Raw genomic sequence first — 26,293 nt, 5'->3', positions numbered from 1 at the left:
AGAATGAATTTAGAAAATATCAATATAGACAAAATAGAAACATCCAAAATTGTAAAAAGCATTTGGATAGCAACTACCACTTTCTACACTCCCAATAAGACGGAAATCGAGATGAAAGGGAATAGTGAAATAAATGCTTATGAAAAGCTTATTTCTTTCTTAGACTTCAAGCAAAAACCAACTGAGGTCAAGGAACTACCAAACGGACATAAAATCTATCACTTTAAAAAACAATTAGCATGAAAGGATCAGACGCATTTAAAGAAACCATCAAGAGTTACCTTGATAAAAGGGCTGCAGAAGATGAATTGTTTGCAGTAACGTACCAAAAACAGAATAAAACACTTGATGAATGTTGCAACTACGTTATACAATGTGCTCAAAAAGGAGGTTCTGCCGGTTATGCAGATAACGAGGTGTTTGGCTGGGCTGTTCACTATTACGATGAAGATGATATAAAAAAGATTAAGCCTTCAAATGCTAAGGTTATTGTTAACCAATCTATAGAGCTTACGGATGATGAAAAAGCTACGGCGAGAGAAATGGCTATTAAACAAGCTGCTGCTGAATTAAAAGACGATGTTAAAAAAGATTTGGCTTCTAATGTACAGTTGACCGAGGAAGAAGTAGCGGAGGCAAAACAGTTCGCGATTAAAAACACTATAGAAGAAGCTAGACAAAAGCTTCTTTCTAAGAAGAAAGCACCAGTTAAAAATACTGAGCAATCAGAAGTTCAGTCATCTTTATTTTAAGTTCCTATGAGACCAAGAACTAAATTGCAAGCGGAGGTTTGGGATCTTCATAAAAGACTTCCAGATCCAGTAGAACACGAGTCATTTGTTATTGATAAACATGATTTTTATTACACAACGCATTACAAAAATTTTGTCTGTTTAGAGTGTAATCACATGTGGAAACCAGAAATGGATATTTGGAAGGAAGAAGTGATTGGGATTAAATGTCCTTCATGCGCTAAGAAACTAAAAAAGATAACAATTTGGAATGGTTGTTTTATTAAAATAATGACCTATTCTGTTGTTCAGGTAGTAGATAGATTTCAGGTGGTAAGATATTTTTCTTGCTGGAAAAACATGTACAAGAACAAACCTCCATACCATCATTTCAGAGATTTATTTGAAGAATGGACTGACTATGATAAAAACAAAAAAGTTATCGTAGGACGTAATACGACATGGAGTGGAGATGGTTTTAGTTCATCTGATTATGAAGTACGATATGTTAATCCTCGATATGGACAAAGTGATTATGATCGTTTTGCATCGGATTTTAATTGTCCTGGTGCAACATTCCTTCCAAGGTTCAAAAAGTATGGTTTTGGTAAAGACTTTCATAATTGTGATTATAGGCTTTTGTTGAAAAAACTTGAAAGAAGTTCAAAAGTTGAAACTCTATTCAAAGCAAAACAAAAAGAACTCTTGTTTTATGCGGTTCACAAAGATGACCGTTACCATTCATTTTGGCCACAAATTAAGATTTTACTTCGCAATAAGTATCAGATTAAAGATGCCGGAATATGGTATGATTATCTGGAGATGCTTAATAAAAATGGGAAAGACATCTTAAATCCAAAATTTATTTTACCGAAGAACTTAAATAAAGAACATAATTTTTATGTGGCAAAAATAGAAAAGCGTAGAAAAATAGAGGCGGCCCAAAGGGAGGTTATTCGTCAAGAAAATGAAAGATTGAAGGCCGAAGCTGATGAGGTTTTGAAAAAAATAAAACATGATGTTTTCAAAGATTTTAGTTTTAAAAAAGGCGAAATCAAGGTTGTTTGCTTAATTGATGAAAAAGACGTTGAGCAAGAAGGAAAGGTGCTTAAGCACTGTGTTTACTCGAATGACTATCATAAGAAATCAGGAATTCTTTTAATGTCCGCTCGAATAGAAGGAATGCCTATCGAAACTATTGAAATTTCATTATCTACCTATTCGATAATTCAATGTAGAGGATTCGATAATGAGCCAACAGAACATCACGAAGAAATTATTTCGCTTGTTCGTCAGAACATGGGGAAGATTTCAAGGATCATCGAAAAAAATAAAAAGCTACTACAAGGCACTAATGTACTTGATCAAGTAGCATAATCACAAAAATCAAAATATTATGAAATTCATATTAAATAGTAAAAATTTACTTGAGAAACTTTTAATCCTAAATGGAGTGATTAACTCTTCAAATACACTTCCAATATTAGAATGCTTCTTATTTAATATTGATGGAAATCAATTAAAAATTACAGCTTCAGATCTTGAAACAACAATCTCAGCTACATTAGAAATCACTTCTGAAGCGAAGGGTGGTATTGCAATTCAATCTAAGATGTTGATTGAGATGTTGAAATCATTCCGAGAGCAGCCACTTGTTTTTTCGGTATTGGAAAACAGCACTATCGATATTAGCTCAGAAGCGGGAAATTATTCAATTGCCTATTTGTCTGCAAAAGAATACCCAACAGCTGTTGTAATCGAGAATGCTCAAACTGTAAACCTAAATTCTAAAGTTTTAGGAAAAGCGATCAGCAAAACAATTTTTGCAACTGGTACTGATGATTTAAGACCAGTTATGACTGGAGTCTTATTTCAGTTTTCACCTGCAGGTTTAAATTTTGTTGCAACTGATGCTCATAAATTGGTAAAATATACCAGAACAGATATCACTTCAGAAGTTGAGGTTGATTTGATTGTTCCCAAAAAGCCTTTGAATGTTTTAAAAGGAATCCTTTCAACCTTAGATATTGAAGTTGTTATCTCATACAATCAAACAAATGCAATTTTCACTTTTGAAGATTATGTTTTGATTTCTAGATTGGTTGAGGGTAATTATCCAAAATACGAAAATGTAATTCCAAAGGACAATCCAAATAAAGCGGTGATCAGTCGCGCCGGCCTTTTAAGTTCTGTCAAATGTGTTTCAATTTTTGCAAACAAAACAACAAAACAAGTTGTAATGAAGTTCGCTGGAAACGAAATACATCTTTCATCCGAGGATGCTGATTACTCAAACAAGGCAAATGAGCGATTAAATTGTAATTATGGAGGTGAAGATACTAGAATTGGTTTCAATGCTAAATATCTAGCTGAAATGATCAGTACTTTAAATTGCGATGAGGTAAACTTTGAATTTTCACAACCAAATAGAGCTGCAATTGTAACTCAAGTAGATGGACAAGTTGATGAAGAGAAACTTCTAATGCTTATTATGCCATCCCTAATTAGTTAGAAGTCATGAAACATATTGAAAATTTCTTAATCGATTTACTTATGAAATTTACTTTTCTAAATGGTAATTTCAGATACTTAGATCAAAAAAGCCTAACAAACGCTATAGTTTTGGCTTTTTTATTAGGTGTTGTAGTCGCGTTTATCGTCTCTTTTCTGATTGCTTTCACTGCAATTTTATAAAACATACCTCCTATAAAATCCCTTATTCTATATTGAATTCTTTGGTTGTCGCCAAGGTTGCTAGTTATAATGGTCGTTTCGCTGATTGGGAGAATAAGGGGATACTTTTCATTGACACCCAATCAAATTATAATCAGACTTTTTAACCGCCTTTAATTGGGCGGTTTTTTATTAACCTATAAATCAAAATTATGCATACAGCATTAACAATTATTGCAATGGGGTTTATAATCGCTACACTTTATTTTTTGAGTGATACAATAACAGAATTTTTAAGTGAAGGAAAGTCCTTCGCTCCAAATGAACGTAAAGGATTTAGCTAATGGAAATGCCTACACCTTGCCAAAACTGTGGAGAATGGTTTGACTTACACACTGGAGTAGAATCTAAAAAATGGTTCCCAAAAACGACGATCTGCGAAAATTGCGGTGAACTTGAAGAAGATCAGATTGATATCGATGAAGAAATTGAAGAATTACATGAGTCAATTTCAGATGCTGAAGAAACCATTTCAAGCGCAAAAGAAAGACTTATAAAGTTGGGAGATCCAACTTACACCCCATAACGTAATAAATCAAGTTATTACCTAAAACCGTAATTAAATTATGAAAGCACTATCAATAAAACAACCATGGGCACATTTAATCGCTACTGGAATCAAAGACATTGAAAACAGAACTTGGAGAACAAATTTTCGAGGAACTTTTTATATACACGCTTCTGGTCAGATTTACCCAAGTTTTAAGGGTAATAATTTGGCTTTTCCAGTTGATCAATGGGAGGCAATAAATAAAAAAGTTGATGTATGTAAAAAAGGGGAACATGATAAATTCTTTTTGAAATCAGCTATCATTGGTCAAGTAGATATCGTTGATTGCGTTCAGGATCATCCAAGTATTTGGGCCGAAAAGATGCTGCCAAAGCCATTAATCAAAGACTATCATTGTGATGAAGATGATTGTGGGAATAATGAGTTGTTTAAATACAATATGAGCCTATATTTAAATCAAAAACCAATTTGGAATTGGGTATTGGCTAATCCGGTTCTTTATGACAAACCAATTTTAGACGTAAAAGGTAGACTTGGGTTTTGGGATCCGGATTTTAGTATATATAGAGATTTACTTTAATTCTTTTTTCAGGTTATCAATAAGAATAAAATAAAATTGATTCATCAGTATAAGTTCGTCTTCATTTTCAACAATAATCTGCGTATCTAATCTGCGAGCAACTATTTCATCACAAAAAATAATCAACTTATTTGCGTTGATTAACAATTTATGAAAATCAGGAGAGTTCAAATTATATTCAAATAAATGTCCGTATCTGCGTTCGAAAGTCAGTATGAAATGATAAAAGTCCCTAAATACTAATGTTAAATTGCGAAAAGATTGCAAGTTCTCTAACCTTACATCATTTGATTTGTTTGTATCTATAATTATCGCAGTAGATCTAACTAGTTCGTCACTAATAGTAGTTATTTTGGGCAAGAACGAAGTTAGTTTGTCATAGCAATCAAGTTTACGCACTAGCAAATTTATTTTTTTATTTTCTTCATTTGATTGCTTACTAACTGTATTCGTTAAAATAGCAAGAATTATTAAACTTGTAAATGAGAGAACAATATTAATTGTACCGCCCATAAAATCTCCAAATGATGCCCAATCGCTTAAGTCATTTGAAATCATATTTCCACCAAAATGCTTTAGGAATATTGCTATAGGAATTAGCAATAGTACAAAAGACAAAATTGAGATAGATATAAAAGCGTGATCTTTTAAGAATTTAGTCATTTAAAATAGAGTTTAGTTATTTGAAAAACTGGTGGCGATGCCACCAGAGAAGTTATTTTTCAACTTCGATAGAAAAAATATTTGAAAACTTCAATTTCATTTTTCTAATACTGGTGGCATCCATTACCAGGATAATCAATATCACACTTAATACCAATATTGCTAAAAATATTAATGTGATCGTTCCTACATCATTACTCATCTATCATCTTGATTATATTAACACAAAAAGATATACTGCATCTCTTGTTCAGTACATAGTTAAAAAGTTCTCTGGTTTAAAACCAAAGGCAGCACCCCTTTTAAATCAAAATGTCATGAGATAAGAAGTTACTTTTCGGCGTCAGTTATTTTTTGTAAAATATCTAATACTGGCTCATTGCTAAAGACTTCTTTATTAGTTGTAATCACAAATCGTAAGTCACCTCTGTCGAAGATGTCGACGATAAAATTTATATTAATGTAATGTATACGATCATTAGCATCTGTAATTTTAATTAATTTCATTTATTGGATTGTTTTTGGTTAAAGTTTTAAAAGTAATCAATTTTATATAATATTTATAACTTGCCTTTTTTTCGTGTTTTAGTATTTAATTACGAAACCAGATCTTTACCAAAGTCACTTTCCATCATTACAAGAACAAGTTTTCCTAATGTGGTTATTCCTATCACGTCATTATCTATTTTTATCAGTCTTAGTTCTGTAAGTCGATTTAAGAAGGATGTATCTAAGTCTGAAGGAAGATAAGTTTTATTTTTACCTCCATTTCCAAATAAAGATTTAAGTGCGTTACGTTCTAATAATGTTGTTTTTTTAAGTGTTGTCATTGCTATTTCAACAATATCAGGATCTATTAGTTTTTTATAATCTTCTTCATCGAGTTTACTTTTAAGCGACCTGTTTTCTTTTGACAATTTGTCGACTGATGCATTTAATTCCTTTTCTATTTCATATGAAGTTGTTGAGCGTTCTTTCCATCGTTCGCGATCTTCCTTGTATTGATCAGTTAGTTCATTGATTTCTTTTTGTTGTAAGTCAATTTTAGCTTGCAAATTTAAAATTTCACTTGTCCCAGCCTGTTCGTCTGCAATTTCCCTTAATAATTTTGCTTCAGCTTTTTGAGTTTTCAGATCATTGGCTCTAGCTGCGTTTTTTTTTGTTAGTTTTTTCCTTGAATAAATAGACAGAACCCATTCAAAAAATAAATGTATATATGGGAGTACTAATATGTAAAAGAGTGCAATTAAAACTGGGTACCAAAAGTTAGATTGTTTATAAAAATGTTCTTCAATCCATTCAATTCTACAATGGATCGCCCATTCTGAATAAAATAGTATTGCAAATACTCTCCAATTAAAAATCAAAAATGAAATCAAAAATGAGCCAACGAAAGGGCTTTTAATTCTATCTTGGTAACTATCATATATGCTTTGAAAAAAATTCGCGATTGTATTCATTATTTATAATTTTAACAAACATAATATTAAAGTTTTTAATTTTTTTTAATTCTACAATTAAATTATGTTTGCCAAAATTTAATTTATGACATTTCCAGAATTAATAAAAAATTTACTAGATTCATCAAAAGAAAGGTTAAAAACCCCGATTGTAGGTTCATTCATGCTGACATTTTTATTCTACAATTGGAGGGTACTGGCTGTATTGTTTTTTTCTAAGGCGACAATTGAAGATAGAATAATTGTAATTAATCATGAATATTTAGGAGTTTTGGCATATTTAATTCCATTTGGAATAGCTCTAATTTATAGTGTAGGAGTTCCTTACCTTATGAAATGGATAGATAGCCTACTTGTCTCGGTTAAGAATGCAAGGCGTACTCAAATCTATGATGGAAAAAAAGAATTACTAGATTTAAAAATTAAATTAGCTGATAAAGAACTAGAGTTACAGGATAAATTATCTCGCAATAAAGACAAGCAGGAAATGCTTGATCAAATAAAAAAACTAGAGGGCGCTCAGATAATATCAGAAAAATTACTCGAAGAGCGGGAGCAACAAATAAATGTACATCAAGAGACGGTTGCTGAGCTGCAAAGTATTAAGTTGAATTTATCAAATGAAATACAAGAGCGACAAAAACAATCGAAAGATGATCAGAATAAATTAACTCAACTAAAAAATGAAAAATCACAATTAACAGACCAGCTTCAGATTTGGGAAGAACAATCAAGTGATTATCAAAATAAAATAGGAGATCTAGAACGCGAGATGCAGAATTCAGATAAGGTAATTAATATGCGCGAGCAAGTATTAAAGGAACTTCAAAAGAAAATCAACGATTTAGAACAAAACACGCAAAATTTAAGGGAGATAGCTCAAAATCAAGGACAACAATCAAATACGTACCAAAATGAAATTGCTGAATTAGAACGCAGTAAGTTAGATTTAGAAAATAAATTTAATGAGGCACAGCGTCAAGTAAGAATGGCTCACGACAGGATTAATGCATTTGAGAACGAACGTTATTTAACAGAGGAATCCGACAATAAAGATTCAAATTTATTCCTAAATTTGGAGGAAATAATATTACTTGAGAATAATTTAGGATCAAAAATTATCAGAATTCTATCTAGACTTGATACATCTACTAGAGAGCCAATTTCAAGAGATGAATTTAGCGAGGAGGAATTAAGAAGGCTTATTGATCATAGGTTAATTGTTTTTAGCGGTTACGACTATTATTTAACCAAATTTGGTGTTCAACTTATTTTCCATTTGATTAGTAGTAAACGTTTAAAACATAGTGATAATACTAATTTATAAAGATATTTTATTTGAAAAGGAATTGTTTTTTTATATAGTTGAAATAAAGGCCTGAGTCAATTTTGTTAGTAGACGAAAGATAAATAATAAAAAGCTACTCAGACGAGTGGTTTTTTTTATATCATATATGAAATGATGTACCCAACTACGATCAACCGATAAATATACATTCCCTTCATTGTCTCTAGGTATGATAAAAGGACGATCATTTTTAGCGCTAGAAAAGTTTGTTAAATAAATTGGTTAAAGAGCTTTTTGGGGTCAATGGTTGACTTAGTAATTTCACGTTATAGATTTCGCTGTCATTAAAAACTAATGTTAGATGAGTTTTATCCTTGTTTTTCACAAGTATAAAATATTTATTATTCATGTAAGCAATTAGTTTTCCAGATATTACTTTATTGTCATGGTTTAAAGTTAGTTCAATGTCTTTTCTATAATTGGCAATTATGACTTGAGAATCCGTATTAGCTTTGTCAATAAATAAATTTAAACCGCTAAAATAAACGACCGGTATTAAAATAATAAGAAAAGTACTTTTTTTAATTACTCGATCTGCTTTTTTAAACTTTTCTTTTAAAAAATCGTACTTATGGTATGCAAATATGTATAATGCGAGTGATATTAGTGATATTACTTTATTACGTGACCAAGCATAAAGTAAGCCTAAGACTGATAGAAGTGTAATGTAGCTTATATCAAAAAGATTTAGTTCGTTTTCAGATTTTTTATTGTAATGATAAATAACAATAAAAAATGCCAAAATAAGAAGGTAAATAGTCCAAGAAGTTGATACTAATATTTTCTCAAATGACAAGTCAATATATGAAGGAGCAATATTGAAAGCTTCATAGTAATTTGTAAGATATGCCCATCCCATTTGATATAAAAACACACCTGCAATAGAAAGCGTTGTGGCTAAATCAATCAGACTAGTTTTGTTTTTGTCTTCCATAAAGTAATATTGTGTTTTGTTGCTAATATAAAAGTTTTATAGACTATTGTGTAGTTATTTTTAGATTATATGTTGTACTAACATATTTTGTTACTTTTGTTTAATCAAAATACATTCTATGAAGATTAATAATTTGACTGAAAAACAGGAAGCCTTTTCTAATGCGTACGTAAGAATAGGTGTTAGCTCTGAGGCTTATAAAGAAGCTGGTTATTCCTATTCAAATAAAAGCGATAAGTCAATTCACGAAGCTGCGTGTAGAGTGCTAAACAACAGCAAGGTACACGCAAGGATAAAAGAATTGCAATCTGTTGTTGCTGATATCGCGGAAAAGGAATTTAAGATTACATCATTGGAAATGCTTCATCATTTGAATATTCTTCGTAAAGCTAGAATTGATGAATATGTAGAGTACTATGAATATGATTTCCCCATAACTACCACAACTGGAACAGGAAAGAATAAAATAGTTTTGACAACAATTGAAAAGAGGACTGAGTTAAGGTTAAAGACTTTCGATAAACTTACAGAAGAACAAAAGATGTGCATTGAAGGCATCAAGCAAACAAAATACGGCATTGAAATTAAACTTCATGGGAAAGAGTGGTCCATTGAGAAGATAAACAAACATATTGGCTTCTATGAAAAAGACAATGAGCAAAAGAAAACGTCTTTAGATATGTCCAACCCAGAAGAACGAGATGCAAGAATTGCTGCATTGATCGCTAAGGCTCAAAAATAGAGATCATTTTTTGATGTTTAAAAACTAATATAATTTGTAAGTAAGTTGTAAAATATGTTAGCTTTGTAAGGGTAATTAAAAAGCTCATTGACATGATAGAAATTGTAAACGGACGTGTATTTGTTGAAGGAAAAGAAACTGTTGATCCTACATTGATTGGTTTAGCTATTCTAGATTATGCTGAGACTCAAGAATACGACAATATCAGAATTGTTTTGAAAGATGAGGATGTCTTTGTTGAACCTATTCAAATTCAATAATCATGAAAACTATTCTAATTAAAATCACTTCTTACTTTAAGAAAAGAAAAGACCGTAAAGCTGCAAGAAAAGCAACTCTTGTTCGTGTTGTCAGTGATTACAACGATCTGATCTATGAATTCAGATTGATTCAAGAAAATAAAAGTAAACTATCTAGGAGCGAAAGAGATTTTGTTCAATTAAGAATTGGACATCTTATCTCAAAGGGCCATATCCAAGTAAACAAATAATCAACTCAATTGAATGTCATTAACCGATGCTGAAATATTAGAGCTGGAAGAACTTTTGTCGGCACGTGATATTGATATGTCACGTGATAGACTAAAGACGGTTGATGAGGAAACAAATCCTAATTATACACTTCTTTTCAATGCCATCCAGGACCAAAAGTATGAGTTAATAGATGGAAAACCAGAATTAGTATCTGGGTACCGCGGAGCTGGTCTTGAAGGATCTTCTCGTTCTGGAAAAACTTGGTCTGGAATTGATATCATTATTTGGCTTTGCTTGTTTTATGAACCAAATGGATGTACTATCAATATTTATCGTGAAACATACAACGAGTTTAAAACAACTCTTTATGATGATTTTAAACGTCGTCTTGATGATTATGGTTTACCAAATAAGTTCAAGGAAAATGATGAGATAAAAAGCTTCAAGATTGGGAATAGTAAGATATACTTTATTGGTGATGGTAAACACGGTGGAGGATGCGATTATGCATTTTTTAATGAGGTAATGTTTATTAAGAAATCAGTATTCGACCAAGTTAAAATGCGTTGTCGTAAATTCTGGTGGGCTGATTATAACCCATCATTTACAGAGCACTGGTTTTTTGATAGTGTACTTGCAAGGCCTGATGTAGCATTTTTGAGAACAACTTTCAAAGACAACAAATACATTTCTGCTCAAGAAAGAAATGAGATCTTAATTACGGAACCATGGAAACCGGGTTCTTATATTGTCAAAGATGATGTTGTTCAATGCTACAATAAGGAAACGCAAAAGGTTGAGCCATTATCTCCAACCAATCAGCCGCCACCGCATCCAGTCAACATTAAAAACGGTACTGCTGATGAAAGCTACTGGCGTATTTATGGACTTGGTTTAAGAGGAGCGATGAAAGGATTAATCTTCCCATTTGTCACTTGGATTGATAAGTTTCCTGAAGATAAAGCCCCAATATATCCAAATGACTTTGGATTTACAACGGATCCTAACACCCTTACAAGATATGCTGAGGATGAGTTCAATATTTGGATTGAGCCATTAAGCTATGAGCCTATCGAAACACCAGAAGCGCTTTCAATGCTTCTTGATAAGTTAGGAATTGATAAAGCTAAAGACATAATCCCATGTGATTCGGCTGATAAATACACCGGAGAAAACAAGGGAACCGTTGAAATGGTTAAAGGCCTAAAGAAACTCAAATGGGTTAATGCTTATAAAATAAGTAAAACTAAATCAGTTATGTTTTGGCTTACTTCAATGAAGAAAAAGAAGATTCACATTGTTAAGAATCATCTTTATAAAGAAGCGTTGAAGGAACAGCAGAATTATAAAATGCGTGAGATTGCAGGAATTTCAATCAATCAACCTTTAGATAAATTCAATCATATGTGGGATTCTGCTCGTTATGGCCACATCGCACATAATAGCAAACCTACAATTCACCAAATGACAGAGGAACAAAGCAGACAATTAAACTACTAATAAAATATTCATGGAAGAATTGATATTATTACTCGCATCAGACCCTAAAAAAGCTATTGAAACCATTAAGGCCCAAACCAAAGATGCTGCAAAAATTGCAGAATATATTAAAGAATATAAAGAATTTGATCGACTTCAAAGGGAAGGTCAAATTGGTAAAATTCAAATTGATAAACCGATTGCAGATGGTAAGACGTCAAAAATGGTTAAGATCTATTTGAATCATGCTCAAAATATTGTTGAAACACTTGCGGCTTTTGTAATTGGAAAACCTATTACTTTGATTCCATCTGAAAACAATGATTTGGCAAAATTAGTAAAGCAGATATGGAGGGTGAACCGTATTGATTCTAAACTTCTAGAGGCTACTATTTTGAAACTATCAGAAACACAAGTTGCTATGCAGTTTTACATTGCTGATAGTGGTCAAACTTCACTATTAAATAAGGTTTTAGCATTCCTCAAACTTAAGCAGCAAGCCAAAGAAGTAAAAGCAAAGGTCCTTGATAACACCAAAGGAACAATGACACCTTATTTTAATGCTACTGGAGATATGATTGCTTTTATGTGGGAGTACAAAAGCACTATTAATGGAAAAGATATTAATAATATACAGATCTGGGATGCTGAAAAGGCTTATTATTTAAATGATTTAAGTGGCGGTTTAGCATATGCCGCAAATCCATTACCTCATGGATTCGATAGGATTCCTGTTGTATACGATAGCCAAGTAGAGCCACAATGGTATACAGTTAAATCACCTGTTGATCGCCACGAGGTAGCTCTTTCAAAGCTAGGTGATTCAAATGACTATTCCGGACATCCTATTTTGATAACCGAGGGTGAGGTCAAAAATATGCCTTTGAAAGAGGAAAGCGGTAAGCATTTCAATATTCCTCTTACAGTAGATGATGAGGGGAAAGTAATTAAAGGGGATGTTCGTTTTCTTGAAGCAACTACGGCTCCGGAAAGCAATAAGCTGGAACTGGATAAATTGGAAGATGCAATAGCTTACGGTTCTGGAGTTCCTAATTTGTCACTCGAGAAATTAAAATCATTGGGGAATGTTGCTGAAAAGACGGTCAAGTTGATGTTTTTAGCTACTGACATAAAGGCTTCTTTAAAGCAGTCAGAAACTCGAACTTTTATTGAAAGATGTTTGAATATTATTATTTCAGGAGTTACAAAAACGACAAACACATCGTTGGCCAAAGACGGTTCAATGTTATATTATGATATTCAATTTAATTCAATCTTACCTTCAGATATAAAAGAAACAGTAGATACTCTTTCAGTTGCAGTTGCTAGTAAAATCATTAGCCGTAAAACTTCCATTGGTATTTTAGATATGGTTGAAGATGTTGATGCTGAAATACTTTTGATTGATCAAGAAAATAAAATTGCTACGGAACTAAAACCGCCAAGTGTTTAAATATTCAAAAGAAAAGCCACCCAGTAAGGTGGCTTTTCTTAATCTTTTTTTGTTTTTTTAACTGCTGGTGGAGGAGGAGTAAACCTGTAATTGGGAATCTTACTTTCGTTTACTGCAACTACTTTACCTGCTTTATTTGCAGCGTTAAGTGTAGCTTGAACTGCTTTAGATTTTTTATCATCTGCCATAAAAATATATTTAAGTTGTTTTTGGGGTTATTCCATAATTAGTATCGAGGAAAATTACCATACAATTATTAGCTTTTTGTTCTATTGTTTTACTGTGACTAAAAACGGTTTCATCACTAAATTTTAAAATGTCATTACTCTTTTGTTTTAAGGTGTAGTAAATTTCAGAAGCTTCATCTTTAGTTATTTTTCCGTTTGTGAATTGATCCCAAAGCTTTTCGTGTTCAATATTAATACTTCCTAAACTCGAGGATTTTATGTTTAATTCTTTTACATATTTATAATAAGGGAAGTAAGGTTTAATTACTGTTATTACCTGAGATGCAGCTATAATAATCGCCCATATTTGAGCATAATCCTTCCAAATTGCCCATGCTGCAATACTAGTCGCTGAAGCTATAGCTAAGAAGATATTTATATTCCGATCAATTTGTTGAAATCTTGTCACTTGAAAATCTATGTAATACCCCTTGAATTGCATGTTGCAGAGTGAAGCCCAAATTTTTCCTTTCATATTTTATTAAGTCAATTTTGGCAAATATAAAGGAATTGATTTTGGGTTTTATTTTATAGAAGAAACTTCTTAAATAAAATTGTTATTTAGAATGATTCTAAATAATGTAAAATATATTACATTTGTTTTCTAATAGTAATCAACAATTTAAACATTTAATCATGGCAGTAAAACCAGAAATTATTAAGGCTCGACTTAAGGTATTATTCCCTAAGGCGAACTTATCTCAAAAAAGGCTAGACACTTATGTGGCTAAACTTGCGCCAAAACCAGCAGATGATGCTGACGAAACAGCTATTGATGCTATCATTAACGATTACAATGATGTGATTGATTTTGTAGCAGTAGCTCAAGAGGACGATAGAACACGAACTCTTGAAGCTGATAAAAAGAAAGCTGAAGAATTAGCAGCAAAAAAAGCTAAAGGTAGTAAAGAGGAAGAGGAGGAAAAAGAAGAAGAAGAAACAGCTGGAATGACTGCATTCGAAAAAAGAATGTTAAAGAATTTCGGTGATTTAAGATCTGATATTGACTCAATAAAAACTGGGAATGTTCTTGAAACTAAAAAGCAAACAGCATCTGATTTATTTGGAAAATCTGATATTCTTAAAGGTATGAAACCAGAACTTAAAGAACGTTGGGTGAATAGAATTGATGTTAATTCTGAAGTATCATTCGAAGATCAAATTAAAGATTTAGAGTCTGAATATTCAGAACTGGTTCAAGTGAGTGCTGATAGTAATGATTATGCTGGTCCCGCGGGCAGTGGTTCTGCTAATCAAAAGCCAGATGCGTCAATTGTTGATGAAATTGTAGGTAACTTAAATATTTAAAGACATGTCAACAACAGCAAATTTAGCTACAAAAGGTCCTAGTTACGATACAGGAAATGACTCTATCGTTATTGTAAAAGTGCTAGAGGCTATTCCAGGAGGAAAAACACTTGATGTTACTTCTTATACTCCTGATGTAATTCCTGCAGGTCACTTGATCATAAAAGAGACCGCTACAGGAGTTTTAAAGCCAATGCCAATTTCGGGTAGTGATTATGGTGCTTTGCCTGCATCACATACTTACGAAGGTGTTTTGATTTCAACAATATTAAAATCAAAACCATTTGCCGGAATTATGGTAAGAGGTACCGTGAACAAAAATGCATCATTCTATGTGATTGCATCAGTATTAACTGCAGTGAAAACAGCCTTACCGCTGATTCGTTTCACTCAAGACTAATTAGATTATGAAAGAATCATTATTCGTAAAATACACCTCATGGCTAAGTGCTATTATATTAGGTGTTGTAACTAAGATCAATGGAGGTAAAACAGAGTTAACCTACCTTCATAAATCGATGCTTACAGAGGAATTGTCAGTAGATCTAAAATGGTCAACTTTGACAGTGAACAGTACAATTGTAGCAGCAGACATTGTTGCAATGGATTCTCCTTTGCCGTTGAAAAAACGTGATGCAATTGGTACCGCAAATGGAGATATTACCAAGGTCGGTATGAAAAAGAAATTGACTGAAAAGCAACTCTCTGACATTGATACTTTGGTAAACAAAAAGGTAGAAAACAAGGTTATTGTAGAAAAAATATTCAATGATGCGATATCATGCACCATGGGTATCTATGAAAAAATGGAATATGTTTTCTTAAGTGCTTTATCTACTGGTATTGCTTTAATTGAAGATACTGAAAATGTTGGTACGGGAGTTCGTATTGATTATGGTTATTCAGATGCCAACAAATTTGGCGTAGTGAAAGCCTGGTCAGATGCAGCCGCTAAACCATTAGATGATATCCAAAGAGTAACTAAAGAAGCCAGATCAAAAGGTGTTTCGTTAAAGTTCATGATGATGGATCAAAATACTTTTGATAACATGGCCGCCAACGACCAAGTGCGTCAATATTTTGCGTTTTCTCAAAACTTTGTAGGCTCAAATGTTCCAGTTCCGGATTTAGAACAAGTAAATAGCATGTTACAAAAGCGTTACAAATTACAAATTGTAATTGTGGATAGAACTGTTATTACTGAGCGAGATGGTGTAAGAACGGTGCAAACTCCATGGGCTGTAAACAAAGTTGTTTTCTTGGAGACTCAAAAGGTAGGCAGATTAGTGTATGGTATTTTAGCTGAAGAAACGAGACAATCAAAAGCTGCTACTTATGCGAAAGCTGGGAAGTATATTCTTTTGAAAAAATGGTCAGAAGAAGAGCCGTTCTCAGAACACACATCTTCTCAAGCGCTGGCTATTCCCGTAATTGATGCAGTGGATAGTATTTACTTACTTGATTCTGAAGAAGCCGATGTATCTACCCAAACAGAAGGTGATGGTAACTTTTCATACAAAGGCACGAATTATACAAAAGCCTCAGTCGTAGCAGCGTATTTACTTGCTAAACCAACTTCAACAATTACAATTGCTACTACTGATGCGAATATTATGAATGGTGTAAATAAATTGTCAGAAGAGCAAGTATTAGTATTTGAAGGAAACATTGTAGCATCAGTATAATATGTATACTCAAGAATCTATAGATGTATTAACAAACCGTATTGGTTGGTCTGACTTATCATCAGGCCTTCCATTTGGTTTAACTACGGAAAACAAAACTGCAAATTCAGGAAAGAAATTCAATTGGTATCATTCTCTGGTATTAGTTGATAACATTTTTGCAGCTGTTCCAGAAACCAATATGTCTGAGGATGATTTCAACAATTATCTAAAAGAAATTCGTTCACAAGCTGTATTGACTTTACTTACATCTATTCTTGACACATATGTTGATTACGATCCTTTAGCTGATTACTCTAGTATTATTACCGAAAGATCAGCATTGTTTGATGATTGTATTGGTTATTCAGTTGCTATAAAAATGCTTGAATTATTCATTTCAACTACTCGATCAAATTCCGAAGAAAGAAGCGCTAAAATGAGTTACCAGACTTTGAAGGTTGAACTTGAGGGAGCAAAAAACGAGAACGGCCATTTTGTAGCTAAAGGAATCATTTTCAAATTGGAACAAAGCATTAAGAAAGCTCAGAAGGTAATCTTTCCTTATAAGGTTATAGTCAATAATGGTAATGCTTGGTAATATGAATTACACTATAGAAAATCCAAAAGGAATTGATATTGCAATTCAAAAAATCCAAACTCATTTGTTTAGAAAATTGTCTTGGACTGACATTGATGCCTATGGTAGAGTCTTTGAAAACCCATCAAAAGCTAAAGGCTTAACGCTTGAGGCTTATGTATCAAAAAATGAATATAAAGACGTATTCACAAATGATAGCAAGACAGTTACTTTCTTTTTTATTGAGGATAATAAGCATACTACAAACGAAGGAATTCAATTTAAGAATAAGATTAAAGTAGTGTTCATTATAAATCTCAAAAAGGCTTATCCAGACTTAGTTCATAGAGCAGATATGGAAGCTGAGATTGAAGCAGTAGAATTATTAAGAACTAGAGCAAATTTCTCCATGACGGAAATTGAAAAGGGAGTTGGAGAAGTACTTAAAGGATTCAATACTGATGGCATCAAGCTAAGTGATATGCATCCATATCACATTTTTTCAATCAATGGAGATCTAACATATCAAATAAGTTGTTTAACAAACTAATTAAAAAATCATGACACATTTAGAAATATGTGGTGGAGGTGAAACAAAGCCTAAAAATACAGGGTTCAAGGAACAATGTATTGAATCAAAATTACAAATTCCAGTCATTTCAAATGGCTTCGAATTTCCTTCAGTATCAGAATTTAAAACTGTATCAGCATGGAAAGAGGCAATCAAAGCTAAAAGCTTGGTTCCATTATTTGCAGTGTACGAACTTGCGGATGCTTCTACTGAGGACACTAAGTTCGAAAGTGGAAACTTCTCAAAAATTACAGCTAAAGGAGTTGAGAAAATCACCTTTGAGTGTTATTTGAGTGTTTGTGCTTATGCTGCTTTAAAATCATACGAGAACTCAGGTACTTACGGAGAATTGTTTGAATTCAATGAAGATGGAGATTATTCTGGTGTTTTTGCTTCTGATAATACCAAAGTAAAAGGTAGAAAAATAAAATCTATCACATTTACAAGAATCAGAGCGACAAAAGATAAAGTTCCTTACGTAAAAGGAGAAATCACTTTCGCTGATAAAAATGACGTGCTTAATCAGGTTATTGTAAAATCAGAATTAGAAGAAAGCGATTTGGAGGGTATTTTCGATGTTCATTTGGGGCAAGTTTCAGCTTCTGCTACTTCAATCAAATTCACAGCTTCTGCCGGTTGTTCTGGAGGTGGTTCAAAAGTAACCTCTTTGCTACTTGCTGACATTGTAGTTAGAAATGCAGCTGGAGTAGTTCAAACTGTTACATTGGTTCCAGCTGATGCTAATGGTGTATATGAAGCAGTTGGAACTGCATTCGCATCTGGTTATACACTATCATTAAAAGATGTTGTTCAACAAACGACTATCATGTATGAATCTCCAGAACCATTAGTCGTAGAAATCTAATGAATATCTACAAAGGAATAGAATTCGCAAAGGACTATAATAGGTCCTTTGCTGAATTTAAAGATGATTTCGGCTCGAATCACATCTTTAATAATTTTCCACCAAAAGAAAGAGAGCAAGAACTAAAGGCAGCCTACAAAATTGCAACTTCAAATGGCCACACTTCAAGAACAGTTAACGAAATCAAAGAAGATTCAGCCGGATAGGTTGAAAAATGATTTGTTCAAGTTTATCAAGAGTATTGAAAAAGAGTTCCTGGATAAAAACAAAGAACAAATTGAAAAAGACAGTAAAGATATTTTTGGTAAACCTATTGGGTTTTATTCTCCAGGAACTGAAGTTATGTCTGGTGGCAGAAAAAAAGCTGGGGATCCATTTACAGGTTTCGATACTGGTGATTGGTTCAAAGGTTTTTACATGCAGGAAGTTTCGGGTGTACTAAGATTTAGTTCTTCTGACCCTAAAAATTCTATAATTATAGGATCAGCAACAAATGAATGGGCAAAGGCGGGTTGGCTTTCTGATGAATTATTTGGACTATCCGATGAAAATCTAAAGGAAGTAATCGAAACTAGATTACTTCCTTTTTTTATTGAACACATACGTAACACGCTTGATATATGATTTACAATTCCCTCGATACAATACCTTATAAATTATTCATAAAAATTGCTGAAACAGGTGAATTCATTTTGTTAAGTGATGTTGAAACTGATATTGAAGCTATTTCGGATATATGGATCAAACTATACGATGAGCATTTGAGTAAAAATCAATCTTCCGAATCTAAAAAGGTATTAAAATTATCAAAAAGCATATCTGAGTTGATCGCTATGAATAAAGTTGTCCTGATCAGTTGTGGATGTTTGCGATTTGATTTCGATCAAGAATTGTATGATATGCTTATTGGTTATGGATATAAATTATCACTTACAGATTCTGAATCCTACTACTCTGACATTGATAGGATAGAACGCGAAGCAAATGCTTATGTCATCAAAGCCGAGCATTACCAAAAGATGTTGCCAGATCCAAAAGAAGATGAAAGTGTTGAGTATGATATTGATGATATTATGGCCAGTTATTCGATAATTACAGGGTTAGATTTTGATTACAATTTAATTAGTTATAACAAATTCCATGCTTTACAAAAGCAAGCACATTCTAAAGTAAAAGCAATGCAATCGCAAAATAATAAATCATAATCATGGCAAATAAAGGAGGAATAGTTACCAGAAAGGATATGTTTGCTGATGATGCAATGAAGTTTGGTGAGGACTACGCTAAACAGCTTAATGTTGCTATTGATGCAAATAAAGTGTTGGTAGATTCTGTAAAAGAATTGAATAAGCAGGTTCAAAATTTCAAAGGAGCAAATAATCAGAGAGATTATATCACAACTAAACAGGCTGAAGCATTAGCAACTCAGCAGGCTATTGATGCAATAAAAAAACAAGAGGTCGCTGAGATTTCAGCGAACAAAATTAAGCAAGCTGTTATTGTTACCAACAAATTAGCGTTAGACTTAGAATCAAAAAAAGCTGAAGTTGCAAAAAAAGTAAATTCTTTACTTATTGAAGAAGAGAAATTAAATCAACAAAAAGCTAAATCTCAAAAAGAAGAGTTGGCAGCTGAGCAACAACTTCAAAAAATAGAAATTGAAAAAGAAAGGCTAAAAAAAGAAGGATTAAATTCAAGTAAGGAAGCTATAAATCTTTTAATACAAGAGGAAAGGCTAACAAAAGAAAAGCTGTCAAATGCAAAAAGCGAAAATGCTTTATTAGCTGCCAAAGAACGTGAGATTGCATTAGCAAAAAAAGGAATAGTGGTTTGGAAAGAACAAACAGAAGCTGAAAATCAGTTAATAAGCCTAAAAAGGAAAAATGAACTAGCCACTGAAAGCACAAATAAGGCTGTTATTAAAGAACGTGTTTCCCTTGCTGAGACCACAAAAGAATTAAAGTATCAAGCTAGAGAGAGGCTTGGAATGGTGGGCGCTTATGAAAAATTGAATCGTGCCAGGCTTGAGTCTCAAAAACGTTTAGCTGAGTTATTATCTGCTGAAAACAAAAATACAGCTGCTATTATTCTTGCTCAAAAAGAGTATGACAAACTAGATACCAGAGTAAAGGTTGTTGACGATGCAATAAGAAATTATTCCAAAAACATTGGTAATTATCAAAGTGCTTTCACGGGATTAAATGGGACATTCAGAGATCTTATTGCAACATTTGGTCTTGTTACCGGACTTGAATTATTTGGGGTAGTTGTAAAAGATATTTTTTCAATTGTTTTAGATTTTGACCGTCAATTAATAGCTGTTGGTAAAACAACCAATATTGCTGGAGAGGATTTAAAACAATTCGGAAGAGAAGTTGTGGAGCTGGGCGATCGTTTAGATGGTGTAACAGTTGCCGGTTTAATTGCATCAGCTGAAGTGGCTGGTCAATTAGGCGTAACCGGTACGGAAAATATCTTGAAGTTTTCAACTGCTATTGAAAAGTTAAAATTAACATCAGACATTATTTCTGACGAAGAAGTGGCTCAATTTGCCAAGTTTATCGAAGTATCAACTGACAGTTTTGAAAATGCTGATCGATTAGCATCTGTAATTACTCAGTTAGGTAACTCTTTTGCGACAACTGAAAAGGAAGTGCTTTCGAATGCTACTGAGATTCAAAAAGGTGTAGCAGTTTATAACACATCAGCTCAAGGAGTTTTGGCCTTAGGAGCTGCGACTTCTTCTTTGGGATCTGAAGCAGAGGTTTCTGCTAGTTCCATTCAAAAGACTTTTGGAGTAATCAATAAATCTATTGCTACAGGTAAAAATTTAGAAGCAGTTTTAAAGCTTACCAATTTAACTCAAAAAGAATTGTCCAAACAATTCAACCAGGATGCAACAGGTGTATTTGTGAAGTTCATAAAAGGATTGAATACGGCTAAAAATGAGGGGCAAAATTTAGCAGTCGTGTTAGGTCAACTTGGACTGGATGAGGTTAGATCATTTAAAACTATTGGATCCTTAGCTGCCAATTATGATTTATTGGCTAACGCCATGGACCAAGCCAAAAAAGAATATGTTGAAAATGTGGCATTGAATAAAGAAGTTGCTGCTGCATCTGAAAGCCTTTCTTCTATTTTGGCAGATATCAATGATAGATGGGAAGCTTATGTTTTAAGTGCAAATGATGCAAATAATGGATCCATTACCCTAGCTAAAGGTTTGAAATTTGTCCGTGATAATTTTAAAGATATTATTGACTTTATCGTGAAGTTCGGAACAGTATTACTTACATATATAGGGGTAATGAAAACTGTGAATTTTGTCACAACCGCTTGGAGTGCCATTCAAACAGCAGCTACAGCTGGCCAAATTAGATTTGCATTAGCAACTGGTATTGGAACTAAATCAATTTTAGCTCAAGCTGCAGCGGCTAAAGAAGCCATGATTGCTCAAGAAGGTTTAAATATTGCAGTAAAATCAACTCCGTGGGGGTTAATACTTGCCTTTTTGTCCGCGGCCATAGTAGCCTATATGATCTTCAATGATGAAATGAGTGAAGCAGAGAAAAATATTCAAAGAATTGTTGATGCCAATAAAGAGTTGGAAAAATCTGAGAAGTCTTATGCAGATTCAAGAGACAAATCCAACTCAGATAGATTCAAAGCAATTGAGGACGAGATTAGGCTTAAAAAGGCTCAAGGAGGAAACTCTGATAAATTAGATAAGGAAGAAATTTCAAGAAAAAAGGAGGTCTTACAGGCTTCTATTGATGTTTATTCTAAATTAAAAAATTTAGAGTTTGAACGAACTCAAAATGATATTAATAGCTCTAGACAAAGAATTGCTCAGTTTCAAATTGAACAAAATGCCTTAGAAAAAAGCGGATATCGCGTAAATAAACAAGGGCGAACAACAGACGATTTTGACGAATTAATTAAAACTGAAAAAGACAAGTTGAACTTCAATAAGGCAAGTTTGACTCAAAACTCAAAACTAGCAACGGAAGAAAAAGCAAGGTTACAAAAACAGCTTGAAGATTTAGATAAAGATGCTGCTGTAAAAGATGCTCAATTTAAAGCCGAGGAAAGCAAAAAAGCCAAGGCTCAAAGATTAAAAATGCTTAAAGAAAGATATGAATCTGAAAAGAAAGCGCTCGAAGATCTTTTCAAGCTTCAACAATTTAGATTACAAGTATCAATTGATATGGATGATGAGATATTGAATAATGACAAAGCAACTTATGATAAAAGACTAGATGCTTTATCTGATTATACTCAATTAGCATCGGAGAAAATTAGAAACGCAGCTGCGTTCGAATTATCCCAATTAGGGAAATATAACGAAAACACTGGAAAGCTTATGCGTGAGCTTTCCGATTTGGAAATCAAAACCATTTTGGAAGGTGGTGAGAAGAAAAAGAAATTAACAGCTGGCCAGTTATTGATCCTTGAGAAATATCAAGATGATCAAAAGAAATTAACTCAAAAAGGTGTCAAGGATCGTCAGAAGATTATAGATAGTGAAGTTGAAGAAGTGAAAAAAAGAATGGATGCTGAGGTTCTGAATCAGGATACAAAATTAAATAAAGCTCTTGAAGCTGAAAACATACTTTACAATGCTTCATTAAATGCAAATAGTGATCTTGAAAAAGCTCAAGAAGAACATGAGAGAAGAATAGTTGAGATCAAAAGAGCGTATGCTAAAGAAGGTCTTAATATTCAGATTAAAGCAATTGAAGATTTGCTTAAAACTCAGGATAAACTTCCAGAAAATGAAAAGATTTCAGCAGAAAAGCGCGCTCAAATTGATAATGATCTTGCTAGGTTAAAAAAAGAGAATTCAGATATTGACGTTGAAAACAATGACACTTCAGGTAAGAAAAAGTTGTTTTTTGAAGAGGAAAATTTTAAAAAACTTGAAGAGAAGGCTTTAGAATTAAAAGATGTTTTGCAGGATTTAGGTAATGCTATTTTTGACTCTAGAATTCAGAATATCGAAGCTGAACAATCTGCTAATGATGCATATTTCGCTAAACAAATAGAGTTAGCTGGTAAAGATGAAAAGCAAAAAGACTTATTGCAGAAAGAGCGAGATAAAAAGAATGATGCTCTAGAAAAAAAGAAGCGTAAAGAACAGGAAAAACAGGCCATTTTTAATAAAGCATTAGCTATTACCGAGGCTGGTTATAATACTGCAAAAGCTGTTACAGCAGCTTTAACTGCGGGACCTGGAATTGGTTTAGCGCTTGCCGTAATTACAGCCGCTGTTGCTGCTGTTCAACTTGCTGCAATTGTGGCTACTCCAATTCCTAAATACAAAGATGGACGTAAAGGAGGTCCAAAAGAAATTGCCATGATTAATGATGGTGGAGTTCCTGAAGTTGTTGAATCAAAAGATGGTACCGCAAGAATGTATTCAGGCGTAAATAGAATTGTTCAGTTGTATGAAGGTGACACTGTACATAAATCTTTTGACGATTATAATAAGCTTCAAAGGGCAGCCATGATGTCTAGCCTTAATATGGAAGGTAGAAAGATGAGTGATTTCCAAGCATCTCAATATTTTGAAGCTTCTTATGGAAAAGAATTAGTGGAGGAGATGAAGTTGACAAGAAAAGCCATTCAGAATCAAAAACAACCAGTATTTAAGTCGCCTAAAATCGACATTCCTCATGCATATTGGAAATCAAAAAACACTAGCTGGAACTAATGGGAAATATCAATACACAATATAACGACCGTATTCAGTATATCCTAAAGAACAAAAATTTAGGAGAACTGATAACTATAGAGCCTATTGGCTGGAATGACGATGATAAAGAGTATGCAAGGCACGAACAATACCATGGTATTTTTGCGAAGTTCTCCAATTCATTAAGGTTCATCGAAGATGCTGCGGAATACATTCAGCTAGTTTATGACTTGGATGGAATAATGGCCGAAATAGAATTAATTCGTAATGAAAGACATCCACATACAGATGTTTGGACCTTAACATATTCCGGCTATTTAGATTTATCAACTTGGAACCGAAAAGATAGACAGGTTGCAGTTAAGTTTAATTCTGGCGGCTTGGAACAGGAATTGAAAGCTAGAGATTCTGAAAGCGTTGAGGTTGATCGTACAACAACCTCAAATGATACAGTAATACCAGGGTTGAATACTATTGAAGTTGAACTTGATGGTAGAAGAATCTTTCTACAGACAAAATTTGCAACAAAGGTGAATGAAAACTCTGTAAAATTATCTAATACTTCATCTGATGGTAATACTAGAGGTTGTACAATTTCTGTTCCATTAGGATTAGTAAATAAATCTCATGAAAATGCTCATGAACCTATTGCAGGATCATTAGTAGGGGATAATAATTGGGGCAAAATAGGAAATGGTACAACAAGCAATATGTTTTTTGCAATTTCGGATAAGCCTAGAGATTTAAAAATTAAATTAAGTCTTCAATTTAGAGTAAACATTTCCGTTTTCGATGATATAGACAAATTTAGATTCACAGTGAGGTTAGCAACTTATAAAGATGGGCCTGATTATGTTTTTAAGAAAAATAAATTCTTATTTGGTGATCCGACTTCTTCTTATTCTTCATTTTCCCTTTTGCAAGGGAAAACTTTTTCCGTGACTTTAAATGAAACAATCTCAATATTAGAAAATGAAAGTTTGGCTTTGATGTTTGATCAAAATGTAGATTTCAGAAATACATCATCACAACGACTTGAAATAACTGTTGATAGCGTTGTTTGTACACTAGATATTGAGGAAGATAGTTTTGAAAATAAATCAACAACAAAAGCAATTTTAGCACATGAATTAGCGGAACGATTAGTAACAATCGCAACAAATAAACAAGGCGCATTTTATTCAGATTATTTCGGGAGAAAGGATTTAGGATATCCAGTGGATGGAAAAGGGGCTTTTATTGGATTTACTCACGGATTTTGGGTTCGTAAATTTGATAAATTCCCTTTGCCACAAGAAGAAACTGCAACTCAGACTGCAGTAAGTAATTTATTCAAACCTCTAACTACTTCTATTCAAGATTTTCTTATTTCCAATACTGCAGCTTTAAATATTGGTTTAGGTATAGAGAAGTTTGGGAGATCAGAACGAGTTAGAATTGAGGAACTAAGCTATTTCTACAATAGGAATGTAACTATTAGGCTTCCAAATCAGGTTCAAAACGTAGATAGAAATACGTCAGTTGATAAGTATTACTCAGCGATTGAAATTGGTTATGAAAAGGGTGGAGATTATGAAGAAGCTTTTGGACTTGATGAGTTCAATGTGAAGTCAAATTTTTCAACATTTATAAGTAAATTCAAGAATATATATACCCAAATTTCAAAGTACAGAGCTGATAGCTATGGAATGGAATTCGCTAGGAGAAAGCCTAAATCTTTAAACGATACAGAAGACACCTCATATGATGAAGATATCTTTTTCTTAGATCTAAAAAGAGGTCCGTCAAGTGCATTTTTACAGCGTAAGTGGCAAGATGATTTTGAAAAAGCACCAACTGGTATTTTTAGTCCCGAAACGGCAACCAACTTAAGATTTTCACCAGTGAATTGCTTATTGCGCCATGGATGGTGGATATCTGCATCCGTAATAAAATATGCTACTGAGAAATTAAAATTTGGCTCATCAACCGCAAATAGGTTACTTAAAACCAAATTAATTGGAGGTAATGAATATGCAGAAAATGGAGATATCATTAATTCAGAATTACAAACGGCAAAATTTATCCCTGAGACGGTTGAGTTTGATCATATTTGTGATTTTGACATTATGCAGCAAGTAAATGGTACGAGTATAATTTTGGGTAAAAAAGTGTTGAATTTATACGGATTAGTAGAGTTCATAAACGAAGATAACGAAATTGAAAAAGGCTTTTTATTGAATTTAAAGCCAAACGGAAACGGAAAGTGGAAAGTATTAAAATTAAACAGATAAGTC

General features: G+C 33.1%; 29 protein-coding genes. 24 read left to right on the top strand and 5 right to left on the bottom strand.

Features of this window, described 5'->3' with window-relative positions:
• Positions 1-3: 3 nt before the first annotated feature.
• From AC51AA_RS08280 to AC51AA_RS08250, 7 genes are all read left to right on the top strand, one after another.
• Positions 4-243 (top strand): hypothetical protein, encoded by a 240-nt coding sequence (locus tag AC51AA_RS08280; protein ID WP_500705494.1) that lies wholly within the window; start codon positions 4-6, stop codon positions 241-243.
• Positions 240-752, top strand: a complete 513-nt coding sequence (locus tag AC51AA_RS08275) for a PcfK-like family protein (RefSeq protein ID WP_500705493.1) — start codon at positions 240-242, stop codon at positions 750-752. Before AC51AA_RS08280 ends, AC51AA_RS08275 begins: the two co-directional genes overlap by 4 nt.
• Positions 753-758: 6 nt before the next feature.
• Positions 759-2,108, top strand: a complete 1,350-nt coding sequence (locus AC51AA_RS08270; RefSeq protein ID WP_500705492.1) for a PcfJ domain-containing protein — start codon at positions 759-761, stop codon at positions 2,106-2,108.
• A 19-nt stretch (positions 2,109-2,127) separates the two neighbouring features.
• The gene (dnaN, locus tag AC51AA_RS08265) at positions 2,128-3,243 is read left to right on the top strand and encodes a DNA polymerase III subunit beta (RefSeq protein WP_500705491.1); all 1,116 of its coding nucleotides are present in this window, start codon (positions 2,128-2,130) and stop codon (positions 3,241-3,243) included.
• 373 nt (positions 3,244-3,616) lie between these two features.
• Positions 3,617-3,748 carry a hypothetical protein gene (locus AC51AA_RS08260; RefSeq protein WP_500705490.1) on the top strand — a complete coding sequence of 44 codons (132 nt, stop codon included), beginning with the start codon at positions 3,617-3,619 and terminating at the stop codon, positions 3,746-3,748.
• A complete protein-coding gene (locus AC51AA_RS08255) occupies positions 3,748-3,990 on the top strand; it encodes a hypothetical protein (RefSeq protein WP_500705489.1) in 243 nt (80 codons plus the stop codon). The genes AC51AA_RS08260 and AC51AA_RS08255 overlap by 1 nt, the downstream gene beginning before the upstream one ends.
• 40 nt (positions 3,991-4,030) lie before the next feature.
• A complete protein-coding gene (locus AC51AA_RS08250) occupies positions 4,031-4,555 on the top strand; it encodes an ASCH domain-containing protein (protein WP_500705488.1) in 525 nt (174 codons plus the stop codon).
• Here the strand turns inward: AC51AA_RS08250 and AC51AA_RS08245 are convergent.
• The gene (locus AC51AA_RS08245; protein ID WP_500705487.1) at positions 4,547-5,218 is read right to left on the bottom strand and encodes a hypothetical protein; all 672 of its coding nucleotides are present in this window, start codon (positions 5,216-5,218) and stop codon (positions 4,547-4,549) included. The genes AC51AA_RS08250 and AC51AA_RS08245 overlap by 9 nt on opposite strands.
• Positions 5,219-5,814: 596 nt before the next feature.
• Positions 5,815-6,678, bottom strand: a complete 864-nt coding sequence (locus tag AC51AA_RS08240; RefSeq protein WP_500705486.1) for a hypothetical protein — start codon at positions 6,676-6,678, stop codon at positions 5,815-5,817.
• 85 nt (positions 6,679-6,763) lie between these two features.
• Here AC51AA_RS08240 and AC51AA_RS08235 point away from each other — a divergent pair, with 85 nt between their 5' ends.
• Entirely contained in the window at positions 6,764-8,005 is a 1,242-nt protein-coding gene (locus tag AC51AA_RS08235) for a hypothetical protein (protein WP_500705485.1), read from the top strand.
• 217 nt (positions 8,006-8,222) lie between these two features.
• Here the strand turns inward: AC51AA_RS08235 and AC51AA_RS08230 are convergent, their stop codons facing one another.
• Positions 8,223-8,960, bottom strand: a complete 738-nt coding sequence (locus AC51AA_RS08230; RefSeq protein WP_500705484.1) for a hypothetical protein — start codon at positions 8,958-8,960, stop codon at positions 8,223-8,225.
• A 118-nt stretch (positions 8,961-9,078) separates the two neighbouring features.
• On the opposite strand from AC51AA_RS08230, the gene AC51AA_RS08225 reads away from it, so the two are divergent.
• The 5 genes from AC51AA_RS08225 (at position 9,079) to AC51AA_RS08205 (ending at position 13,107) form a co-directional block, all read left to right on the top strand.
• On the top strand, positions 9,079-9,702 hold the full coding sequence (locus tag AC51AA_RS08225) for a terminase small subunit (RefSeq protein WP_500705483.1): 624 nt from the start codon (positions 9,079-9,081) through the stop codon (positions 9,700-9,702).
• A 92-nt stretch (positions 9,703-9,794) separates the two neighbouring features.
• Entirely contained in the window at positions 9,795-9,962 is a 168-nt protein-coding gene (locus AC51AA_RS08220) for a hypothetical protein (RefSeq protein ID WP_500705482.1), read from the top strand.
• A gap of 2 nt (positions 9,963-9,964) precedes the next feature.
• Entirely contained in the window at positions 9,965-10,192 is a 228-nt protein-coding gene (locus tag AC51AA_RS08215) for a hypothetical protein (RefSeq protein WP_500705481.1), read from the top strand.
• Positions 10,193-10,205: 13 nt separating this feature from the next.
• Positions 10,206-11,675 carry a phage terminase large subunit gene (locus tag AC51AA_RS08210; protein WP_500705480.1) on the top strand — a complete coding sequence of 490 codons (1,470 nt, stop codon included), beginning with the start codon at positions 10,206-10,208 and terminating at the stop codon, positions 11,673-11,675.
• A 10-nt stretch (positions 11,676-11,685) separates the two neighbouring features.
• Complete coding sequence (locus AC51AA_RS08205; protein ID WP_500705479.1) at positions 11,686-13,107, top strand: phage portal protein; 1,422 nt, start codon at positions 11,686-11,688, stop codon at positions 13,105-13,107.
• 38 nt (positions 13,108-13,145) lie between these two features.
• Here AC51AA_RS08205 and AC51AA_RS08200 read toward each other — a convergent pair whose 3' ends face one another.
• Together AC51AA_RS08200 and AC51AA_RS08195 are read right to left on the bottom strand one after the other, a co-directional pair.
• Positions 13,146-13,295, bottom strand: a complete 150-nt coding sequence (locus AC51AA_RS08200; RefSeq protein WP_500705478.1) for a hypothetical protein — start codon at positions 13,293-13,295, stop codon at positions 13,146-13,148.
• A 10-nt stretch (positions 13,296-13,305) separates the two neighbouring features.
• Positions 13,306-13,809: a hypothetical protein gene (locus AC51AA_RS08195; RefSeq protein ID WP_500705477.1), complete on the bottom strand. Its 504-nt coding sequence runs from the start codon at positions 13,807-13,809 to the stop codon at positions 13,306-13,308.
• 161 nt (positions 13,810-13,970) lie between these two features.
• Between AC51AA_RS08195 and AC51AA_RS08190 the strand changes: the two genes are divergently transcribed.
• The 11 genes from AC51AA_RS08190 to AC51AA_RS08140 are packed head-to-tail and all read left to right on the top strand — an operon-like array spanning position 13,971 to position 26,290.
• Positions 13,971-14,642, top strand: coding sequence for a hypothetical protein (locus AC51AA_RS08190; protein ID WP_500705476.1), 672 nt, complete (start codon positions 13,971-13,973; stop codon positions 14,640-14,642).
• 4 nt (positions 14,643-14,646) lie between these two features.
• Entirely contained in the window at positions 14,647-15,042 is a 396-nt protein-coding gene (locus AC51AA_RS08185) for a hypothetical protein (protein WP_500705475.1), read from the top strand.
• A 7-nt stretch (positions 15,043-15,049) separates the two neighbouring features.
• Positions 15,050-16,327 carry a major capsid protein gene (locus AC51AA_RS08180; protein WP_500705474.1) on the top strand — a complete coding sequence of 426 codons (1,278 nt, stop codon included), beginning with the start codon at positions 15,050-15,052 and terminating at the stop codon, positions 16,325-16,327.
• Between the two features lies 1 nt (position 16,328).
• A complete protein-coding gene (locus tag AC51AA_RS08175; RefSeq protein WP_500705473.1) occupies positions 16,329-16,907 on the top strand; it encodes a hypothetical protein in 579 nt (192 codons plus the stop codon).
• Position 16,908: 1 nt separating this feature from the next.
• Complete coding sequence (locus AC51AA_RS08170) at positions 16,909-17,436, top strand: hypothetical protein (RefSeq protein ID WP_500705472.1); 528 nt, start codon at positions 16,909-16,911, stop codon at positions 17,434-17,436.
• Between the two features lie 10 nt (positions 17,437-17,446).
• Positions 17,447-18,322, top strand: a complete 876-nt coding sequence (locus tag AC51AA_RS08165; protein WP_500705471.1) for a hypothetical protein — start codon at positions 17,447-17,449, stop codon at positions 18,320-18,322.
• Positions 18,322-18,528 (top strand): hypothetical protein, encoded by a 207-nt coding sequence (locus AC51AA_RS08160; protein WP_500705470.1) that lies wholly within the window; start codon positions 18,322-18,324, stop codon positions 18,526-18,528. Before AC51AA_RS08165 ends, AC51AA_RS08160 begins: the two co-directional genes overlap by 1 nt.
• Complete coding sequence (locus AC51AA_RS08155) at positions 18,476-18,946, top strand: hypothetical protein (RefSeq protein ID WP_500705469.1); 471 nt, start codon at positions 18,476-18,478, stop codon at positions 18,944-18,946. The genes AC51AA_RS08160 and AC51AA_RS08155 overlap by 53 nt, the downstream gene beginning before the upstream one ends.
• Positions 18,943-19,527, top strand: coding sequence for a hypothetical protein (locus tag AC51AA_RS08150; protein ID WP_500705468.1), 585 nt, complete (start codon positions 18,943-18,945; stop codon positions 19,525-19,527). Before AC51AA_RS08155 ends, AC51AA_RS08150 begins: the two co-directional genes overlap by 4 nt.
• Positions 19,528-19,529: 2 nt before the next feature.
• The gene (locus AC51AA_RS08145) at positions 19,530-24,035 is read left to right on the top strand and encodes a phage tail tape measure protein (protein ID WP_500705467.1); all 4,506 of its coding nucleotides are present in this window, start codon (positions 19,530-19,532) and stop codon (positions 24,033-24,035) included.
• Positions 24,035-26,290 (top strand): hypothetical protein, encoded by a 2,256-nt coding sequence (locus AC51AA_RS08140; protein ID WP_500705466.1) that lies wholly within the window; start codon positions 24,035-24,037, stop codon positions 26,288-26,290. The genes AC51AA_RS08145 and AC51AA_RS08140 overlap by 1 nt, the downstream gene beginning before the upstream one ends.
• Positions 26,291-26,293 lie beyond the last annotated feature (3 nt).

The organism is Flavobacterium sp. OHVDL-2026-0007, from assembly GCF_059882335.1.
This window is presented reverse-complemented; position numbering and strand designations above follow the sequence as displayed.

Coding starts and splice junctions, on each gene's coding strand:
- AC51AA_RS08280 (WP_500705494.1), top strand. CDS start 4: ATGAATTTAGAAAATATCAATATAGACAAAATAGAAACATCCAAAATT.
- AC51AA_RS08275 (WP_500705493.1), top strand. CDS start 240: ATGAAAGGATCAGACGCATTTAAAGAAACCATCAAGAGTTACCTTGAT.
- AC51AA_RS08270 (WP_500705492.1), top strand. CDS start 759: ATGAGACCAAGAACTAAATTGCAAGCGGAGGTTTGGGATCTTCATAAA.
- dnaN (WP_500705491.1), top strand. CDS start 2,128: ATGAAATTCATATTAAATAGTAAAAATTTACTTGAGAAACTTTTAATC.
- AC51AA_RS08260 (WP_500705490.1), top strand. CDS start 3,617: ATGCATACAGCATTAACAATTATTGCAATGGGGTTTATAATCGCTACA.
- AC51AA_RS08255 (WP_500705489.1), top strand. CDS start 3,748: ATGGAAATGCCTACACCTTGCCAAAACTGTGGAGAATGGTTTGACTTA.
- AC51AA_RS08250 (WP_500705488.1), top strand. CDS start 4,031: ATGAAAGCACTATCAATAAAACAACCATGGGCACATTTAATCGCTACT.
- AC51AA_RS08245 (WP_500705487.1), bottom strand. CDS start 5,218: ATGACTAAATTCTTAAAAGATCACGCTTTTATATCTATCTCAATTTTG.
- AC51AA_RS08240 (WP_500705486.1), bottom strand. CDS start 6,678: ATGAATACAATCGCGAATTTTTTTCAAAGCATATATGATAGTTACCAA.
- AC51AA_RS08235 (WP_500705485.1), top strand. CDS start 6,764: ATGACATTTCCAGAATTAATAAAAAATTTACTAGATTCATCAAAAGAA.
- AC51AA_RS08230 (WP_500705484.1), bottom strand. CDS start 8,960: ATGGAAGACAAAAACAAAACTAGTCTGATTGATTTAGCCACAACGCTT.
- AC51AA_RS08225 (WP_500705483.1), top strand. CDS start 9,079: ATGAAGATTAATAATTTGACTGAAAAACAGGAAGCCTTTTCTAATGCG.
- AC51AA_RS08220 (WP_500705482.1), top strand. CDS start 9,795: ATGATAGAAATTGTAAACGGACGTGTATTTGTTGAAGGAAAAGAAACT.
- AC51AA_RS08215 (WP_500705481.1), top strand. CDS start 9,965: ATGAAAACTATTCTAATTAAAATCACTTCTTACTTTAAGAAAAGAAAA.
- AC51AA_RS08210 (WP_500705480.1), top strand. CDS start 10,206: ATGTCATTAACCGATGCTGAAATATTAGAGCTGGAAGAACTTTTGTCG.
- AC51AA_RS08205 (WP_500705479.1), top strand. CDS start 11,686: ATGGAAGAATTGATATTATTACTCGCATCAGACCCTAAAAAAGCTATT.
- AC51AA_RS08200 (WP_500705478.1), bottom strand. CDS start 13,295: ATGGCAGATGATAAAAAATCTAAAGCAGTTCAAGCTACACTTAACGCT.
- AC51AA_RS08195 (WP_500705477.1), bottom strand. CDS start 13,809: ATGAAAGGAAAAATTTGGGCTTCACTCTGCAACATGCAATTCAAGGGG.
- AC51AA_RS08190 (WP_500705476.1), top strand. CDS start 13,971: ATGGCAGTAAAACCAGAAATTATTAAGGCTCGACTTAAGGTATTATTC.
- AC51AA_RS08185 (WP_500705475.1), top strand. CDS start 14,647: ATGTCAACAACAGCAAATTTAGCTACAAAAGGTCCTAGTTACGATACA.
- AC51AA_RS08180 (WP_500705474.1), top strand. CDS start 15,050: ATGAAAGAATCATTATTCGTAAAATACACCTCATGGCTAAGTGCTATT.
- AC51AA_RS08175 (WP_500705473.1), top strand. CDS start 16,329: ATGTATACTCAAGAATCTATAGATGTATTAACAAACCGTATTGGTTGG.
- AC51AA_RS08170 (WP_500705472.1), top strand. CDS start 16,909: ATGAATTACACTATAGAAAATCCAAAAGGAATTGATATTGCAATTCAA.
- AC51AA_RS08165 (WP_500705471.1), top strand. CDS start 17,447: ATGACACATTTAGAAATATGTGGTGGAGGTGAAACAAAGCCTAAAAAT.
- AC51AA_RS08160 (WP_500705470.1), top strand. CDS start 18,322: ATGAATATCTACAAAGGAATAGAATTCGCAAAGGACTATAATAGGTCC.
- AC51AA_RS08155 (WP_500705469.1), top strand. CDS start 18,476: ATGGCCACACTTCAAGAACAGTTAACGAAATCAAAGAAGATTCAGCCG.
- AC51AA_RS08150 (WP_500705468.1), top strand. CDS start 18,943: ATGATTTACAATTCCCTCGATACAATACCTTATAAATTATTCATAAAA.
- AC51AA_RS08145 (WP_500705467.1), top strand. CDS start 19,530: ATGGCAAATAAAGGAGGAATAGTTACCAGAAAGGATATGTTTGCTGAT.
- AC51AA_RS08140 (WP_500705466.1), top strand. CDS start 24,035: ATGGGAAATATCAATACACAATATAACGACCGTATTCAGTATATCCTA.